This is a genomic window from Streptomyces sp. NPDC026417, assembly GCF_055567695.1.
In genome coordinates this window covers 135,802-151,531 of sequence record NZ_JBVHPY010000015.1, presented here as the reverse complement: position 1 = coordinate 151,531, position 15,730 = coordinate 135,802, and the positions used below count along the sequence as shown (strand labels likewise).

The 15,730-nt window shown below is 71.3% G+C and carries 12 protein-coding genes and 1 tRNA gene; 7 read left to right on the top strand and 6 right to left on the bottom strand.

Annotated features, from left to right (window positions below):
- Positions 1-127: 127 nt before the first annotated feature.
- Positions 128-1,150, bottom strand: a complete 1,023-nt coding sequence (locus ACZ4NT_RS23690; RefSeq protein ID WP_121403725.1) for a YihY/virulence factor BrkB family protein — start codon at positions 1,148-1,150, stop codon at positions 128-130.
- Positions 1,151-1,330: 180 nt separating this feature from the next.
- Between ACZ4NT_RS23690 and ACZ4NT_RS23685 the strand changes: the two genes are divergently transcribed.
- Both ACZ4NT_RS23685 and ACZ4NT_RS23680 read left to right on the top strand, forming a co-directional pair.
- Positions 1,331-1,957 carry a winged helix-turn-helix domain-containing protein gene (locus ACZ4NT_RS23685; RefSeq protein WP_121403726.1) on the top strand — a complete coding sequence of 209 codons (627 nt, stop codon included), beginning with the start codon at positions 1,331-1,333 and terminating at the stop codon, positions 1,955-1,957.
- A 70-nt stretch (positions 1,958-2,027) separates the two neighbouring features.
- Positions 2,028-2,762 (top strand): SRPBCC family protein, encoded by a 735-nt coding sequence (locus ACZ4NT_RS23680; protein WP_467727440.1) that lies wholly within the window; start codon positions 2,028-2,030, stop codon positions 2,760-2,762.
- A 170-nt stretch (positions 2,763-2,932) separates the two neighbouring features.
- On the opposite strand, the gene ACZ4NT_RS23675 is transcribed toward ACZ4NT_RS23680, so the two are convergent.
- Positions 2,933-4,759, bottom strand: a complete 1,827-nt coding sequence (locus ACZ4NT_RS23675) for an endonuclease/exonuclease/phosphatase family protein (protein WP_121403728.1) — start codon at positions 4,757-4,759, stop codon at positions 2,933-2,935.
- 474 nt (positions 4,760-5,233) lie between these two features.
- Here ACZ4NT_RS23675 and ACZ4NT_RS23670 point away from each other — a divergent pair, with 474 nt between their 5' ends.
- The 5 genes from ACZ4NT_RS23670 (at position 5,234) to ACZ4NT_RS23650 (ending at position 11,468) form a co-directional block, all read left to right on the top strand.
- Positions 5,234-6,658, top strand: a complete 1,425-nt coding sequence (locus tag ACZ4NT_RS23670; RefSeq protein ID WP_121403729.1) for a hypothetical protein — start codon at positions 5,234-5,236, stop codon at positions 6,656-6,658.
- A 553-nt stretch (positions 6,659-7,211) separates the two neighbouring features.
- Positions 7,212-8,657: an alkaline phosphatase PhoX gene (locus tag ACZ4NT_RS23665; protein ID WP_121403731.1), complete on the top strand. Its 1,446-nt coding sequence runs from the start codon at positions 7,212-7,214 to the stop codon at positions 8,655-8,657.
- 64 nt (positions 8,658-8,721) lie between these two features.
- Positions 8,722-8,800: transfer RNA gene (locus tag ACZ4NT_RS23660), tRNA-Met, on the top strand.
- A gap of 372 nt (positions 8,801-9,172) precedes the next feature.
- Positions 9,173-10,756, top strand: a complete 1,584-nt coding sequence (locus tag ACZ4NT_RS23655) for a TROVE domain-containing protein (protein WP_467727433.1) — start codon at positions 9,173-9,175, stop codon at positions 10,754-10,756.
- 130 nt (positions 10,757-10,886) lie between these two features.
- Positions 10,887-11,468, top strand: a complete 582-nt coding sequence (locus ACZ4NT_RS23650; protein WP_467727431.1) for a TetR/AcrR family transcriptional regulator — start codon at positions 10,887-10,889, stop codon at positions 11,466-11,468.
- Here the strand turns inward: ACZ4NT_RS23650 and ACZ4NT_RS23645 are convergent.
- The 4 genes from ACZ4NT_RS23645 to ACZ4NT_RS23630 form a co-directional block, all read right to left on the bottom strand.
- On the bottom strand, positions 11,465-13,396 hold the full coding sequence (locus tag ACZ4NT_RS23645) for an NACHT domain-containing protein (protein ID WP_467727429.1): 1,932 nt from the start codon (positions 13,394-13,396) through the stop codon (positions 11,465-11,467). The two genes, ACZ4NT_RS23650 and ACZ4NT_RS23645, sit on opposite strands and share 4 nt — an antisense overlap.
- On the bottom strand, positions 13,389-13,991 hold the full coding sequence (locus tag ACZ4NT_RS23640) for an NACHT N-terminal Helical domain 1-containing protein (protein ID WP_467727427.1): 603 nt from the start codon (positions 13,989-13,991) through the stop codon (positions 13,389-13,391). Before ACZ4NT_RS23640 ends, ACZ4NT_RS23645 begins: the two co-directional genes overlap by 8 nt.
- Positions 13,992-14,200: 209 nt before the next feature.
- Positions 14,201-15,409: a TerD family protein gene (locus ACZ4NT_RS23635; RefSeq protein ID WP_121403734.1), complete on the bottom strand. Its 1,209-nt coding sequence runs from the start codon at positions 15,407-15,409 to the stop codon at positions 14,201-14,203.
- A 64-nt stretch (positions 15,410-15,473) separates the two neighbouring features.
- Complete coding sequence (locus tag ACZ4NT_RS23630; RefSeq protein ID WP_121403735.1) at positions 15,474-15,695, bottom strand: hypothetical protein; 222 nt, start codon at positions 15,693-15,695, stop codon at positions 15,474-15,476.
- Positions 15,696-15,730 lie beyond the last annotated feature (35 nt).

The window sequence follows — 15,730 nt, the reverse complement described above, 5'->3', positions numbered from 1 at the left end:
CATGGGGGTGGGCCACCCCGCCCCCCTTGTGTCGAGGGTCGCCAAGAGAGCCCGGCGGGGGGGGTGCACCCGTCGCGTGGTGGGTCCGGCCTCCTCCCCCGCCGCTCGCTGTGCGCGGCTCGTCGCCTCAGCCGGTCCGGCCGCCCTGTGCCGCCCGGGCGCGGGCCTCGCGCAGCGCCCGCAGCCGGGGCGGCCACTTGCGGGTGTCCCGCGGCTCGACGTAGGGCTCCTCGGTGGGCGGCTGCCCGCCGGTGATGGCCCGCTGCCGGGCCAGCTCCGCGTCGAACTCCAGGCCCAGCAGGATCGCCAGATTGGTCAGCCAGAGCCAGACCAGGAAGACGATGGCGCCCGCGAGAGCGCCGTAGGTCTTGTTGTACGAACCGAAGTTGGCGGCGTAGAGGGCGAAACCGGCGGACGCGGCCAGCCAGACGAGCGTGGCGAGGACACTGCCGGGACTCACCCAACGGAAGCCGCGGCCACGGACGTTGGGGGCGGCCCAGTACAGCAGGGCGATCATCAGGATCACCAGCACCAGCAGCACGGGCCACTTCGCGATGGACCAGGCGGTGATCGCCGCGTCGCCCAGGCCGACGGCCGTGCCCGCGCGCTCGGCCAGCGGACCGGTGAACACGACGATCGTCGCGCTCGCCGCGAGCATCACCATCAGGGCGATGGTCAGGATCAGCCGCAGCGGGGTGACCTTCCAGACCGGGCGGCCCTCCGGAAGGTCGTACACCGCGTTCGAGGCGCGGATGAAGGCGGCGACGTACCCCGAGGCGGACCAGAGGGCGAACAGCAGGCCGACGACGGCGAGCACGCTCCCCGTGCCGCCGCTGTCGCCCAGCTGGACCACCGCGTCGTGCAGGATGTCGCGGGCCGGTCCCGGCGCCAGGTCGCCCACGTTGTCGAGGAGTTTGTCCGTGGTGCGCTGTCCGGCCACGCCCAGCAGGGACACCAGTACCAGCAGCGCCGGGAACATCGACAGCACGCCGTAGTACGTCAAGGCGGCCGCGCGGTCGGAGAGTTCGTCGTCCATGAACTCCTTCGCCGTGCGCCGCACCACCGCCCACCAGGAGCCCGCGGGCAACTCGGAAGGACTGTCCTTCGCGGTCAGTCCCTCCGTCTCCGATTCCGGTCGTCTCTCGTCCATGACCTGACGTCTCTCCCGAATCGGCGGGGTGAAGCCGCCGCCCGAAACTGAATCTTGGTCGAGGCCGAGGAGGGGCGGGGTGCGCGAAGGGGCGGGGGAGGCCCGGGGCCTCCCTCCACGACCACCACCGACAAGGCGAGTCGCCTGGACAAATAAATTGTTCGGTGAGACGGTGGGGTCATGTGGGACGTGACCGTGATCGAGGACGCAGAGGCAGCCGCCGTTTCGCTGGACCCCACGCGGGCCCGGCTGCTGGCCGAGCTGGCCGCCGGACCGGCGTCGGCCGCCATGCTCGCGGGCCGGATCGGGCTGCCGCGCCAGAAGGTGAACTACCACCTGAAGGCGCTGGAGCGGCACGGCCTGGTCGAGCTGGCGGGCGAACGCCGCAAGGGCAACGTCACCGAGCGGCTGATGCGTGCGACCGCCGCGTCGTACGTGATCTCGCCGCTCGCGCTGGCCGCCGTGCAGCCCGACCCGGACCGCTTCCGGGACCAGCTGTCCGCCCGCTGGCTGCTCGCGCTCGGCGCCCGGCTCGTCCGGGACGTCGGCTCGCTGATCACCGGCGCGGCGAAGGCCCGCAAGCGGCTGGCCACCTACGCCCTCGACGGCGAGGTCACCTTCGCCTCCGCGGCCGACCGTGCCGCGTTCATCGAGGAGCTGACGCAGGGCGTCGGCGCCCTCATCCGCAAGTACCACGACGCCGACGGGGAGGGCGGACGGGACCACCGGATCGTCCTCGCCGTCCACCCCACGGTCAAACCCGGTCCCGGCGCCGCCGAGCCGCCGCGGATCGAGGGGCCGTCGTGAGCCGCCGGCCACCGGCATCCACTACACCGTCCACGCGCCCGCCCCGGGCCGAACCGCAGGAGTGACCGTCATGTCCAAGGAATTCGAGATCGAGCGGGAGTTCGAGGTCGACGCCACGCCGCAGGAGGTGTGGGAGGCGATCACCACCGGCACGGGCGGCTGGCTGTGGCCGATGGAGTACGAGGCCCGTGAGGGCGGCACGGGACCCTACGGGGCCACCATCACCGCCTGGGATCCGCCGCACCGCCTGACCAGCCGTGTCGAGAACGTGGACGGCATCGACGTCCAGACGCTCAACCAGCTCGACCACACCGTCGAGCCGCGCGACGGCGGCAGCCGCTCCTGGGTCCGCTACGTGCACAGCGGCATCTTCGTCGACGACTGGGACAACCAGTACGACGGCGCCTCGAAGCACACCGACTTCTACCTGCACACCCTGCGCGAGTACGTCACGCACTTCGCGGGCCGCCCGGTCGCCTTCACCACCTTCGACGGGCCCGGCGCGTCCGTGACCCCCGACGCCCTCGCCGCCGTCGGACAGGCGCTCGGCCTCGCCGAGGACACCGCCGAGGGCGCCCGGGTGCGGGCCAGGGGGCCAGAGAACCAGGTCCTGGACGCCGTGGTCGACTTCCGCAACCCGTACTTCATCGGTCTGCGCACGGAGCACGCCCTGTACCGGTTCTTCGGGCGCAACCACTGGGGCGCACCGGTCGGTGTCAGCGTCCACGACTTCGCACCGGGCGCCGACGCCAAGGGCACCGAAACCGCCTGGCGGGCCTGGCTCGACGGGGTGTTCGCCGCCTAGAAGCCGACCCGGACGGCACTCCCTTCCCTTGGCACCTCCGGCTCGCGCGACGGGCCCGGCGTGCCCGCGAGGGGCCCGACATGCGCGAGGAGCCCGGCCCCCTGACGTGGGGCCGGGCTCCGGCGCGGGACGACCGCGGCGGCGACGGGAACCGCCGCCGCTCGCCGATGCTACGGCTCGAACCGCAGCACCTGCGGGTCGTGGTCGCTGATCTGGTCCGAGAACTCCGAGTTGATGTGCACGCTGTCGTACTCGAGGTCGCAGTTCTTGCGGATCGACGGGCTGACCAGGATCTGGTCGAGGACCTGGCTGTTGCCCTGGTAGTCGTACGTGTAACGCTCGCTCCTGGGCAGCGACTTGATCGCCGACCAGAGCTCGCCGTCGCCCTCCAGCAGCTCGGCGGTCCGCGAGAACTCGAAGTCGTTGATGTCGCCCAGTGCCACCACGTCGGCGTTCTTCTGCGTGGCGAGGATGTCCTTGACGAAGGAGTTGACCGCTGTCGCCTGGAGGTGACGCTGGGTCTCCGAGCTGCGCACCGGCGGCTGGAACTGCCCGTGCAGCGACTGGTCCCCGCCCTTCGAGGCGAAGTGGTTGGCGATCACGAAGACCGTCCTGCCACGGAACACGAACTCGCCCGCGAGCGGCTTGCGGCTGTTCTTCCAGGCCTCGGCGGCCGGGTCGATGCGGCCGGGGGAGACCGTCAGCGCCGCCTTGCCGCGCTGCTTGACGACACCGACGGCGGTCGTCGCGTCGCCGCCGGCACGGTCGGTGAACGAGACCCGCTCCGGGTTGAAGAGGAACGCCTGACGGATGTTGCCGCCCGGCTCGCCGCCGTCCGCGAGGTCGACCGGGTCGATGGAGCGCCACTCGTAGGCCGGTCCGCCGGCCGCCACGACGGCGTCGGCCAGCTTCTGCAGCGTCACCTCGGCCGAGACCGTGCCGTCGTTCGTCGCGCCGTTGTTGTCCTGGATCTCCTCCAGCGACACGATGTCGGGCGACTGGAGGTTGTTCACGATCGCGGACGCGTGCTCCGCGAAGGTCGCGTCGCCCGGGTCCAGGTTCTCGACGTTGTACGTGGCGACGGCCAGTTCCTTGCGGCCCTGCGCATCGGTGGTCTCGCGCTCCAGGCCGCCCTTCTCCAGGGTGCCCAGCCGGCCGGCGACGAGGGTGTAGCCGCCGTACTGGTTGTAGTCGAGCGGGCCGGCGGTGGTGCCCGTCAGCTCGTCGCCCACGTTCGCGACGGGGAAGTCGGCTGCGGCGCCGAGGGACTGTATCTGCAGGCGCCCGGTGTTCTGCGAGTCGTACGAGCCGTACACCGTGCCGCCGCGGCGGTTGGCGTGCTCGCGCGGCTTCACCGTGACCCAGAGCTCGGCGTACGGGTCGCTGGCGGTGACCACCCGGGTGTCGGAGACCTGGATGCTCATGCCCTCCAGTGACTCGTAGTAGTCCAGGGCGTACTTCGCGGGCTGGAGCGCCAGGCCGTTGACGGAGCCGCCCGCCGCGGTGTCACCGGCGGCGGTGTACGCGTCCGGGACGGAGTGGGCGTCGACGACCGTGGCGGCCGGAACCGCGTTGCCGGCGGACACCACGGTCACCGTCGGCTTGGTGATCTCCGTCAGCGACTGGTTGCCGGTGGAGGCGCCGCCCGGCACGTACTCGGAGACGGTGCCGGTGACCGTGACCGCGTCGCCGACGGCGACCTTCGGGGCGGAGCTGGTGAAGACGAACACGCCCTCACTGGTGGCCGGGTTGTCGTCCGCGTCCGGATCCTGGATCCAGAAGCCCTTCGACGAACCGTAGGTCCGTACGCCCGTGACGATGCCGGTCACGTCCGTGACCTTCTGGCCCGCGAACGGGGACACGCGGGTGGTGCCCTGGATGTCGTGGATGTGGACGGTGTCCGCGTGGGCGGGTGCGGTGAGCACCACGGCGGAGACGGTGGAACAGACCGCGGCGACGGTCAGCGCGGCGATGCGCGCGGTTCTCCTGCTCGGCAAGGAAATCCCTCCGGGGACGTACGTGAGCGCCGGGACGAGGGCGGAAAGGTGACGGGAGCGCGACCTGCGTACGGGCCGGTGACGCGCGTAGAGGCGGGTGGGCGGACGCCCGTTCAACTTCTACGCGCGTCAATCTCGTGTGTGGCCGGGGGAGTTGTCAAGGTTTCAGGGGTGTACGACTCCTGACAGGGACATGAACCGGGCGGCATGGGGCGAAATCCGTCTAGGCTGAGCCGCGGTGGCTGTGCGGTGCGGACGGCGCGGGATCACGCGCCCGTTCGCGTGTACCGGCGCACCGCCGTGTCCGCCCCGTCCGCCCGCTCTGCCCGTCCCATCCGTCCCGTCCCGTGTGCCAGTCCGTCCCGTCCCGAGGGCCCGTCCCGCGGTGCCCGCCGGTGCCGCCGGTCGTCCGTCCTGCCGACCCGCTCACCGCACCCCCCCGCCTGTCCTGCCTGTCCGGAGGAGAACCAGCCGATGTCAGACAGCTCCCCCCTGCCGCCCGTGCGGCTGATGTCCGAAGCGGAGCTGGCGCGGGACGCGCTCGCCACCCCGCTGCTCTCCCGCGCCGCGCGGCTCGCCCGCTGGGCCGGGCCGGACACGCGCGTGGGCGCGGGCGGCGAACTCGTCGAGGAGCAGCTCCCGCAGGCGGCCGGCGAACTCGGTCTCACCGGGGACGAGGCGGTGGCCTTCGCCAGCGAGGCCTGGCGGGTCGCCGTGGACGCCGGTCTGGTCGAGATCGTGGACGAGGAGGAGGGCACCGTCGCCGCGGGGGCCGACCTCGGTCAGCTCACCGCCGGAGCGCCGCACGACGTGCTCGGGGTCTGGCTCGCCGCCCTGGAGACGGTGCTGGCCGACGCGAGCGTGCCGGATCTCGACGACCTCGTCGGCGCGATGGACGAGGGCGGCACGATCGACTTCTCCCAGCTCGACTGGGACCCCGAGGCCGAGGCCGAGTTCCTCGACGGGGTGCTCGGCAACCTGTACCTGCTCACCGTCAGCGAGGACGGTCCCGGCGAGGGGCCGGTGCCGCTGCCGGCCCTCGCCGCGTCGATGATCGTCCCCGCCGACATGGGGGAGCCCACCAACGACGTGCTGGAGCAGGTGTCGGACGCGATGATGCGGCTCGACGACCAGTTCCGGCTCCTCGAACCGATCGGGCTCGTGGAGTTCCAGCCCGTCGACGAGGCGCTGATGGCGGACGCCGACGAGGAACCCGCCGCCGTCGACGAGACGGACGTCTCGCGCTACGGGATGGTGCGGCTGACCCCGCTCGGCCTGTACGGGCTCCGCGCGCGGCTGCTGGAGTCCGGTGTCGAGGCGCCGGCGGTGGGCGACCTGTCGGACAAGGGCGCCGACGCGCTGCTGGACGGCACGTCCTCGTTCCCGCCGGCTGCCGCCCAGGCCGAGACCGAGCAGTGGCTGGCCCGGCGGGAGGCCCTCCCGGCGGCCAGGGAACTGCTGGCCGCGGCACGGGGCACCGACACGGGCGCGCCACTGCGCCGGCTGCGCTGTCAGCAGGCGCTGTCGCTCGTCGGGCCCGAGGCGGAGCCCGCCCTGCGGGACGTGCTCGACGACGCGGAGCTGGGCGGGCTCGCGCGGGTCTGGCTCACGGAGCGGGGTGCCGCCGACGTGCCCGCGCCGTCGGAGTCGATGGTCTTCTGGCTGACCATCGACACGCTGGCCGCGCAGCTCGCGGCCGAGGGCAACTCCGACGAGCTGCAGGGCCTCGTGGAGGGGCTGGCCCAGCAGCACGGCGGCTTCTTCGCGACGGCCTGGCGGGTCGATCACCCGGCCACGCCGGACGTCCTGGAGGCGATGGGCCGGCTGCACCCGGACCGCAAGGTGGCCAAGGAGGCGCGCAAGGCCGCGTTCAAGGCGCGCTCGCAGCAGGGGAGTTGAGTTCGCACCCGCGCCGGTGGCCCGCGGGATGGACGGTGCTGTCCGTCGGAGGTTGATTCCGGGTGCGGGTGCGGGTGCGGGTGCGGGGCCGAGGGCGGGTTCTGGGTTCGGGTTCGGATCGCCGGGGCGGGCTGGAGGGCGGTGGGGGCGGGGTTCGGTTCGGGTGAGCCGGAGTGAGGTGGGCCGCCAGGGTTGATGCGCGCGCGGGAGCCGTGATCGCCGGATTTGACGCCGAGGCGCCGGGGCGGGGGCCGCCGGTGGCGGTCGTGGCGGCGCTGCGGGAGGCCGCGGGAAGGGCCTCGCTCCGCTCGGCGGGGCGGGGCCCCCTTCGTGGGCCGGTGTCGCTCTCGACGACGGGCCGCGTGGCCGGGGGCCGGGGACCGTGACGCCCGGCGAGCCCCGGGGGCCCTCAGCCGGTGGATTCACGCAAGGGGGACCCCTGACGTCGGGCCGTGTTCAACTCCCGTTCAGGCGCGGGCGGGACGGTGACGCCGCAAAGAGGTCCGCCACCCCCCCCTCACGACAGTCCCACTCCACCGTCACAGGAGACCGCATGTCGCTCACCCGCAGGGACTTCGCCAGACGATCCGCGCTCACCGGCGCCGGAGTCGCCCTGGCCGGCAGCGTCGGCGCCCTCGCCACCGCGCCGAACGCCCTCGCGTCCACCGACACCGAGAACACGGGTGACGAGTCGGCGGACCGGCACGGGGGTGTCGGCTACGGTCCGCTGATCCCCGACCCCGACGGTCTGCTCGCGCTGCCCGCCGGCTTCAAGTACCGCGTCATCACCTACAGCGGCCGGACCAAGCTGGAATCCGGCGAGTTCACCCCCTCCAACCACGACGGCACGGCCACCTTCGACGGACCGCGTGGCGCCACCCTCCTGGTCAACAACCACGAGCTGGGCGGCCCCCGGTCCAAGTGGAAGTACCCCGTCCCGCTCACCGAGGGCCTCGTCTACGACCCGGCGGCGTCCGGCGGCTGCACGGTCGTCGAGGTCCGCCACGACCGCGTCGCCGAGTGGGTCGGCATCGCGGGCACCGCGACCAACTGCGCCGGCGGCAGCACTCCTTGGGGCACCTGGCTCACCTGTGAGGAGACCGAGGACAAGGCCGGCCAGAACGGCATGACGAAGGACCACGGGTACGTCTTCGAGGTCGACCCCGAGGACCGCCGCCGCAACCGGAACCCCAAGCCCGTCAAGGCGCTCGGCCGGTACGCCCACGAAGCCGTCGTCGTCGACCCCCGGCGCGGACGGCTCTACCTCACCGAGGACGCCTCGGGCCCCAACGGCCTCCTGTACCGCTGGACCCCGCCGCAGGGCTTCGAGCACGGCCACGGCCGGCTGGCCACCCTCGCCGACGACGCGGGCGTGCTCCAGGCGTTCAAGTGCTTCGACTCCGGCGGCCAGTTCGTCGACGACCTCTCCCGCGCCACCAGGATCGGCACCGTGTACGGCGTCGACTGGGTGGACGTCCCGGACCGGGACGCCAAGACGGTGTCCGTGCGCAAGCAGTTCGGCGCCGGCCAGGTCACCCGGGCCCGCAAGCTCGAAGGCATGTGGTGGAGCGACGGCGGCGCCTACATCGTGTCCTCCTTCGCCCGCGCCGAGAGCCCCGTCCAGCACGACGGCCAGGTCTGGTTCTACGACCCCAAGCGCCGAACGCTGACCCTGAAGGTCCTCCTCGGCGTGAACCCCGACCCCGCCCGGGACGGAGCCTTCGACGGTCCCGACAACATCACCGTCTCCCCGTACGGCGGACTCGTCATCGCCGAGGACGGCGAGGGCGTCCAGCACCTCTTCGGCGCCACCGACAGCGGCCGTACGTACCCGATCGCGCGCAACGAGCTGAACATCGGCACCGAAGAGGAGCCCGCCTACAGCGAATTCACCGGCGTCACCTTCTCCCCCGACGGCCGGACCCTGTTCGCCAACATCCAGGACCCCGGCATCATGCTGGCCGTCACCGGACCCTGGAAGCGCCAGAAGCGCGGATGAAATCCCGCCCGTGGACGGGAATTTAATTCACTGGCTCCGCCCGCGGCCGCCCTCCTAGAGTGATGCCTGTCCAGGTGCGAAGGCAGGACCTACTTCCACTCATAATGGGGCGGCCACGGGTTCGAGTCCCGTCACCGGTACCACGCGCCGGTGTAGCTCAGGGGCAGAGCACCTACGTCGGTTCCGCCGACCTGAACTCTGGACACCACAACTTCATGCACCTCCCGGTGCGCAGGCTGCGGCTACTTCTTTGCAACAGAATCCCCGCCGCCGCCGACTTGATCTCGGGAGGCGCAGCTCATGGTGGGTGCCCGGTGCGCAGGCAACGGTTACTTCATTCGGATCGGAGTGTTGCGGGTTCGATTCCCGTCATCGGCCCGGGGTCGATGTAGCTCAATGGGTAGAGCATTCGGTAAAGTCCGTCGCCGACCCCTGATCTCGGGCACCCTCCATTTGCTGCGCCTCCCACCGAAAACGCGACGTCACCGTCGCCGACGAATTCGGGGGAATTCATCATGGCGCGATTCAACATCAAGACCGCGAAGCCCAAGAGCACTTCGCGGGTGACTTCCACCGGCCGCGTCCTGCGTACCTTCGAGGGCGGCCGGGGCCGCGAGCGCGACGCGCGCTCCGAGCTCTTCCTGCTCGCGATCGCCAACTTCGTCTCGCAGGACACCTTCTACGAGACCGGCGCCGACCGCGACGACCGGTTCGCGGCGCTCGTGCGGCGGCTCGCCGTCGAGGACCCGTCCTGGACGGCGGGGCTGCTCGGCTGGCTGCGTGGGGAGGGCAACCTGCGGACGGCCTCGATCGTGGGCGCCGCCGAGTACGTGAAGGCGCGTCTCGACGCTGGCGCCACCGACGGTCCCGCCAACCGCGGGGTCGTCGCCTCCGTGCTGCGGCGCCCGGACGAGCCGGGCGAGCTGCTCGCGTACTGGACCTCGCGCTACGGCCGCAACGTGCCCAAGCCCGTCAAGCGCGGTGTCGCCGACGCCGTACGGCGGCTGTACCACGGCAAGTCGCTGCTGAAGTACGACACCGCCTCCAAGGGCTACCGCTTCGGCGACATCCTCAACCTGGTGCACGCGGCGCCGGACCCGGACAAGCCGTGGCAGGGCGACCTGTTCCGGTACGCGCTGGACCGGCGCCACAACCCGGACACCGCCGTCCCGCCCGCCTCGAACGGCGTGCTCGTCGCGCACCGCGAGCTGATGGCGATCCCGGTCGGCGAGCGGCGTGCCGTGGTGACGGCTCCCGACGGCCCCGAGCGGCTCGCGGCGGCCGGGCTCACCTGGGAGGCGCTCGCCGGGTGGCTGCAGGGCCCGATGGACCGGGCGGCCTGGGAGGCCGTGATCCCGTCCATGGGCGCGATGGCCCTCGTGCGCAACCTGCGCAACTTCGACGAGGCCGGCCTGAGCGACGAGGTGGCGGCCCGGGTCGCCGCGAAGATCAGTGACCCGGCCGAGGTGGCACGCTCCCGGCAGTTCCCGTTCCGCTACCTCGCCGCGTACCAGCACGCGCCGTCGCTGCGCTGGGCGTACCCGCTGGAGCAGGCGCTCGCCCACTCGCTGGCCAACGTGCCGGCGCTGGGCGGCAGGACGCTCGTGCTCGTCGACCGGTCCGGGTCGATGTTCTACTCGCGTCTCTCGGAGCGGTCCGAGCTCAACCGGGCCGACGCGGCCGCGATCTTCGGTACGGCGCTCGCGCTGCGGGCGGCGGACGCGGACCTGGTCGAGTTCGGCACGAGCAGCAACCGCGTGGGCTTCCGCAAGGGCGAGTCGGTGCTCAAGGTGCTCGAGCGCTTCGGCGACCTCGGCGGCACCGACACGAGCGAGGCGGTGCGGCGGCACTACAGGAAGCACGACCGGGTCCTGATCGTCACCGACGAGCAGGCCATGTACAGCCACCACGGCGACCCGACCGAACAGGTTCCGGCCGACGTCCCGGTGTACACGTGGAACCTGGCGGGATACCGCCCGGGCCACGGTCCGTCGGGGCAGCCGAACCGGCACACCTTCGGCGGACTCTCCGACGCGGCCTTCCGGATGGTCCCGCTCCTGGAGGGGGCGCGGGACGCCGACTGGCCGTGGGTGGCCTGATCGCGGCGTGAGGCCGGTCCGTACCGGTGTGCCTTCGCGTGAGGGCGGCTTGCACCGGTGCGGACCGCCCTTCCGTGCGTCCGGTCTCGTAGGATTCGGAGAGAGTCCCCGGTCGGCGAGGAGTGGCTGGATGGCACGAGTGGGCGCGGGTGCGGCCCGGCCGATGCGGGCCGACGCACGGCGGAACTACGAGCGGCTGCTCAAGGAGGCCGCGTTCGCTTTCGCCGCGCACGGGGAGAACGCGTCACTGGACGACATCGCCAAACGGGCGGGGGTGGGGTCCGGCACGCTGTACCGGCATTTCCCCACGCGACAGGCGCTGTTGGAGGCCGTGTACATCGACAGCGTCGAAGCGCTGGCGGTGCGGGCGGACCAGATCGCGAGGGAGCTGCCTCCTGGCGAGGCCCTGGTGGAGTGGCTGAACGAACTCGGCGCGGGGATGGTCCAGGTCCGGGGGCTGCGGGCGCTGCTCGGGTCGGCTGTCGCGGACGGCGGCCCGGCGGCTCCGAGCGGCTGCGGGGACTCCGTCAAGGGCGCCGCCGCACGGCTGGTCGAGGCGGCTCAGCGGGAGGGATCGGTACGGGGGGATCTGGACTCGATGGAAGTACTGCGGCTGACGCACGGAGTGGTGGTGGCGTCGGAGCTGACGGGGGGCGGAGGGCAGTGCATCCGGCGGTATCTGGGGTTGCTGACGGAGGGGTTGCGTACTTAGGACGGCAGTTCGCCCCAGAGATCCGTGGCACTGTCGGTGGCCGCTTCCGGAGCGGCCGCGGGCGAGCTGAGCGGTTCCTGCAGCACCCGTACGGAAGGGGGTAGCGTCTCCCTTCTCCCCGGGTGCTCCAGACTCTCCCGAAGCTCGAAGAAGATGGTGCTGAGGTGGGGAAAGGCACCCAGCCACTCCCAGGTGCAGTCGAGGTCGACCTCCACCCAGAGGTCGCGGAGGCTGTCTCGGTCGCACGCGTTCCGGAACTCCTCGGGCGTGATCGCCCCCGAGATCTTGATCTGGGCCCGGCCGCCGAAACGGCGCAATGCCCGGAGTTCCGCGGGGCTGGAAACCGGGAAGTACAAATACTCGTCGGCCAGGTGCGCGATGACCTCGTCGCCGAAGCGGTCGCAGTCGAACCGGCTCCAGACCCGCGCGAGTTCGGCCCGTACCCGGATGTCCTGAAGATCCCGGTACTTGGCCAGAACGGGAATCGCCGCATCGGTGGCGATGCGGGTTGCTGTCAGCACCGTGAAGTAGGCCTCGTCCTTGGTGAGCTCCTGGGGTCCGGGAAGCAGATCCAGGACGACCGGGCCGACGTCGGCCAGCGCGCGGGCCTGTTCCGTCGACTGGGGCGGGATCAGGGCTGCGGCGCGCAGCTGCACCTCGGCTCTCACTTCGGGGTCCAGCTCGGTGGCGTGCTCCAGGCAGGCGGCCGCCAGGAGATGGAGGCGCCGGCTCTCCTTGTCGGAGCGGTCTCCCCGCTCGATGAGGCCGGTGAGCAGCCGGGTGCGTTCCGTCGTTCTGGCGTGGGCGACCGACATCCGGATGACGTCTTCCCACTGGTCGAGATGGGCGTGCGCGATGAGGAAGTCGAAGTCGAGGCCCTCCACCGCCGCCTTGGCGCCGAGATAGTCCTGGAACGTGCGGTGGATGAAATCCATCGAGCCCGCGGTCGGCTCCCGCAGAAGGCCGCTGCGGACCAGCAGATGCTGGTAGATCTGGTCGGCGCCACCCTGCTCGGCGACCTGGGGCATGGTGGGCAGGGCGCTCGCCAGGAGGCCGACGGCATCGGCCCGGTCCATCTCCGAACGGCCGTTCCGGATCATCCAGTACGCGAGTTTCTGGATCAGCTGCACATGATGGGCCTCGCCGATGCGAATCGTGCCCGGCTTGTAGATGCCCCGTTCGCGGTCGCGCCGGGACAGGAGCATGGAGAGCGCAGCGTCGTAGATCTCCTTGCGGCCGTCGGGCAGGTAGCCGCGCCGGTCCTGGTGCAACGCGCAGATCAGGGCGCACATGAGGGGATTGGTGGCCAGCCGCCCAAGATCCTGTTTCGTCCGGATCGCCCGCAGGAGATCCCCTGCGTACTGGTCTCCGACACCGGCGGCCTTGTGCCAGCGCTTGACGAACTCGGTCACGTTGTCCCGGCTCATGGGGGCCAGGTCGAGCTCCGCGAAGTCGTCATCGACCAGCCAGTCCTCCCGGACTGCCGACGGGCGTGACGTGACCAGCCACCGGTTGTGGGGATAGGACGCGACCAGGTCCTGAAGCCAGGTGCGCGCTTGCTGGCGTTCGCTCTCCGGGATCTCGTCGATGCCATCCACCAGGAGGAGCCCGCGCCCCGACCGCAGTACTCGGTCGAACCAGCCCGTCGGTTGCAGAACCGCGATCGGGCAGCCCACCTCGGACAGGAACTCGTCGGGTGTGGGCAGCTTCGCGCCGCCCCGCGTCAGCGTACGCAAGGGAAGAACGAACGGCACGAGACCGTAGAGATACAGCAGACGTTCGTCCAGAGCCTTCTGCGCGGTGGACACCGCCAGCCACTGCACCAGCGTCGTCTTCCCGGAACCGGCTACACCGCGCAGCAGTACCCGCTTGCGTCCCGCCAGTACCTGATCTGCCGGAAACAGCAGCGGATTCGCCGTGTCACCCACCGCGTCCAGGCTCAGGTAGGCCGCGTCGAGCGGCCAGGCGCCCGGCGACTCGGACAGGTCGAGTCTTCTTCGACAGTTCTTCGATCCGGCGACTCTGTTCGACCAGCGTGCGCGCGACGAACGACGACCTCTGGGTGAAGAAGTGCACGACATGCAGGCACGCGGTGTCCAGCACGCTGACGTAGAGGTGTACCGCGTCGTTCGACAGACCGAGCGTCGCCGACCGGCTCTGTGCCCGCAGATGCTGCGCCAGCCCCATGTGACCGAGCTGGACGGCCTGTACGTCGTCCATGTCGATGCTGTCCATGGCACGCAGGGAATCGGCAACCGCATGGGCCACCGCTCGCAGTTCGTACGACGGCAGCTGTTCCGCCATGCCCATCGACTGCGCCGCACGACTGACCAGTTCCCCGGCGATCTTGTGCAGGTCGAGCTCGGACAGGAAGCGCTTCTCACCGGTAAACGACAGGAGACTCGAGACGCGTACCGGCTTGTCGACCAGACCCGCTCCCGGGCCGTCGATGACGAAGAGTTTCTTCACCAACGGCGCGACCACGCTGGACGCGAGCCGGGCGCCAATGGCAGCGGGTTCCATCTGCCCCCTGTCGAGTGGGGCGCGGACAGCGGTCACGTCGGTGTGAGCCGTGGCCGGCGCCCGGACTGAAGCAGAGTACGGCAGGCGAGCTCGATGTGCCGGGGAATGCTGCGCGATACGAAGCACGCGGTGGTGGCGTCCTCAACACGCCACCACCGCACTTCTCTTGTGCTCCTTCGCGCGCTCCCCTGCGCCCTCGGCACGAGCTTCTAGAGGATCTGAGCCGCCGGCTTGACCATGCCGCGGACCGTGCGGGACTTGACGAAGTCGCCCAGCGCCGTCATCTCCCACTCGCCGGAGAACTGCTTGATCAGCTTGGCCATCATCACGCCGGTCTGGGCCTCGGCGCTGGTCAGGTCGAAGCGGACCAGCTCCTCGCCGGTGGCGGCGTCGAGGAGGCGGCAGTAGGCCTTGGCGACCTCGGTGAACTTCTGGCCCGAGAAGGAGTTGACCGTGAAGACCAGGCCGGTGACCTCCTGGGGGAGACGCCCGAGGTCGACGACGATCACCTCGTCGTCGCCGCCGCCCTCGCCCGTGAGGTTGTCGCCGGAGTGCTTGATCGCGCCGTTCACGATCGAGAGCTTGCCGAAGTAGCAGCTGTCGATGTGGTTGCGCTGCGGCCCGTACGCGATGACCGACGCGTCCAGGTCGATGTCCTTGCCGCGGAACGCGGGCTCCCAGCCGAGACCCATCTTGACCTGGGAGAGCAGCGGACGGCCGCCCTTGACCAGGGACACCGTCTGGTTCTTCTGCAGGCTCACCCGGCCCTTGTCGAGGTTGATCTTTCCGGAGGCCGGGGCGGGGGGCGCGGCGGCGGGCGGCGCGGGCGGGGCCGGCGGCGCGGACAGACGCGGGTCCTGCGCCGGGGCGGCCGGGGGCTGCGCCGGAGCTGCGGCCGGGGCTGCCGGGGCGGCGGCGGGGGCGGGCTCCTCGACCGTCACGCCGAAGTCCGTGGCGATGCCGGCGAGGCCGTTCGCATAGCCCTGGCCGACCGCGCGGGCCTTCCAGGCGCCGTTGCGCAGGTAGATCTCGACGATCACCAGGGCCGTCTCCGCGCCCAGCCGGGGCGGGGTGAAGGAGGCGAGCACGGAGTTGTCGTCCGCGTTGCGGATGGTGGCCGTGGGTTCGATGCCCTGGAAGCTCTGGCCCGCGGCGTCGGGGCTCGCGGTGACGACGATCTTCTCGATGCCCGGGGGGACCGCGGCCGTGTCGACGGTGATCGCGTCCGGTGCCGAACCACCGCCGGAGCGGTAGGTCACGCCCGGGCCCGCGGGCTGGTTGTAGAAGATGAAGTCGTCGTCGGAGCGCACCTTGCCGTCGGCGGTGAGCAGCAGGCCCGACACGTCGAGCCGCACGGGAGCGGCGACGTCCACCGTCACGCGGGTGACGGGGAGAGGGATGTTCGAGCCTGGGGTCATAGCTGTCATGCCGGGTGAACGACCGGGACCGCTTTACCGTTCCCTTACCCGGCGGCCAATCGGGTCATCGTCGGTTGCGCGGGTGGTCGCGGGCGGTGCGTTCGTTGCCGTGCTTGTAGTTCCCGGTCCAGCGGGCCATCACGAGCTGCGGGTCGCCGGCCGCGGTCTCGGCCAGGAACTGCTCGGCCCGGCCGCCCCGCAGCGTGCCCGCGGGGCGGCCGCGATGGGTGATCACGACCGTGCCGTCCGCGTGCTCCTCGTACCGGAATCCCTGGGGTGAAGGCATGGCCGGATGCTAAGCGCCCGGCCGTGCCCGGCGAC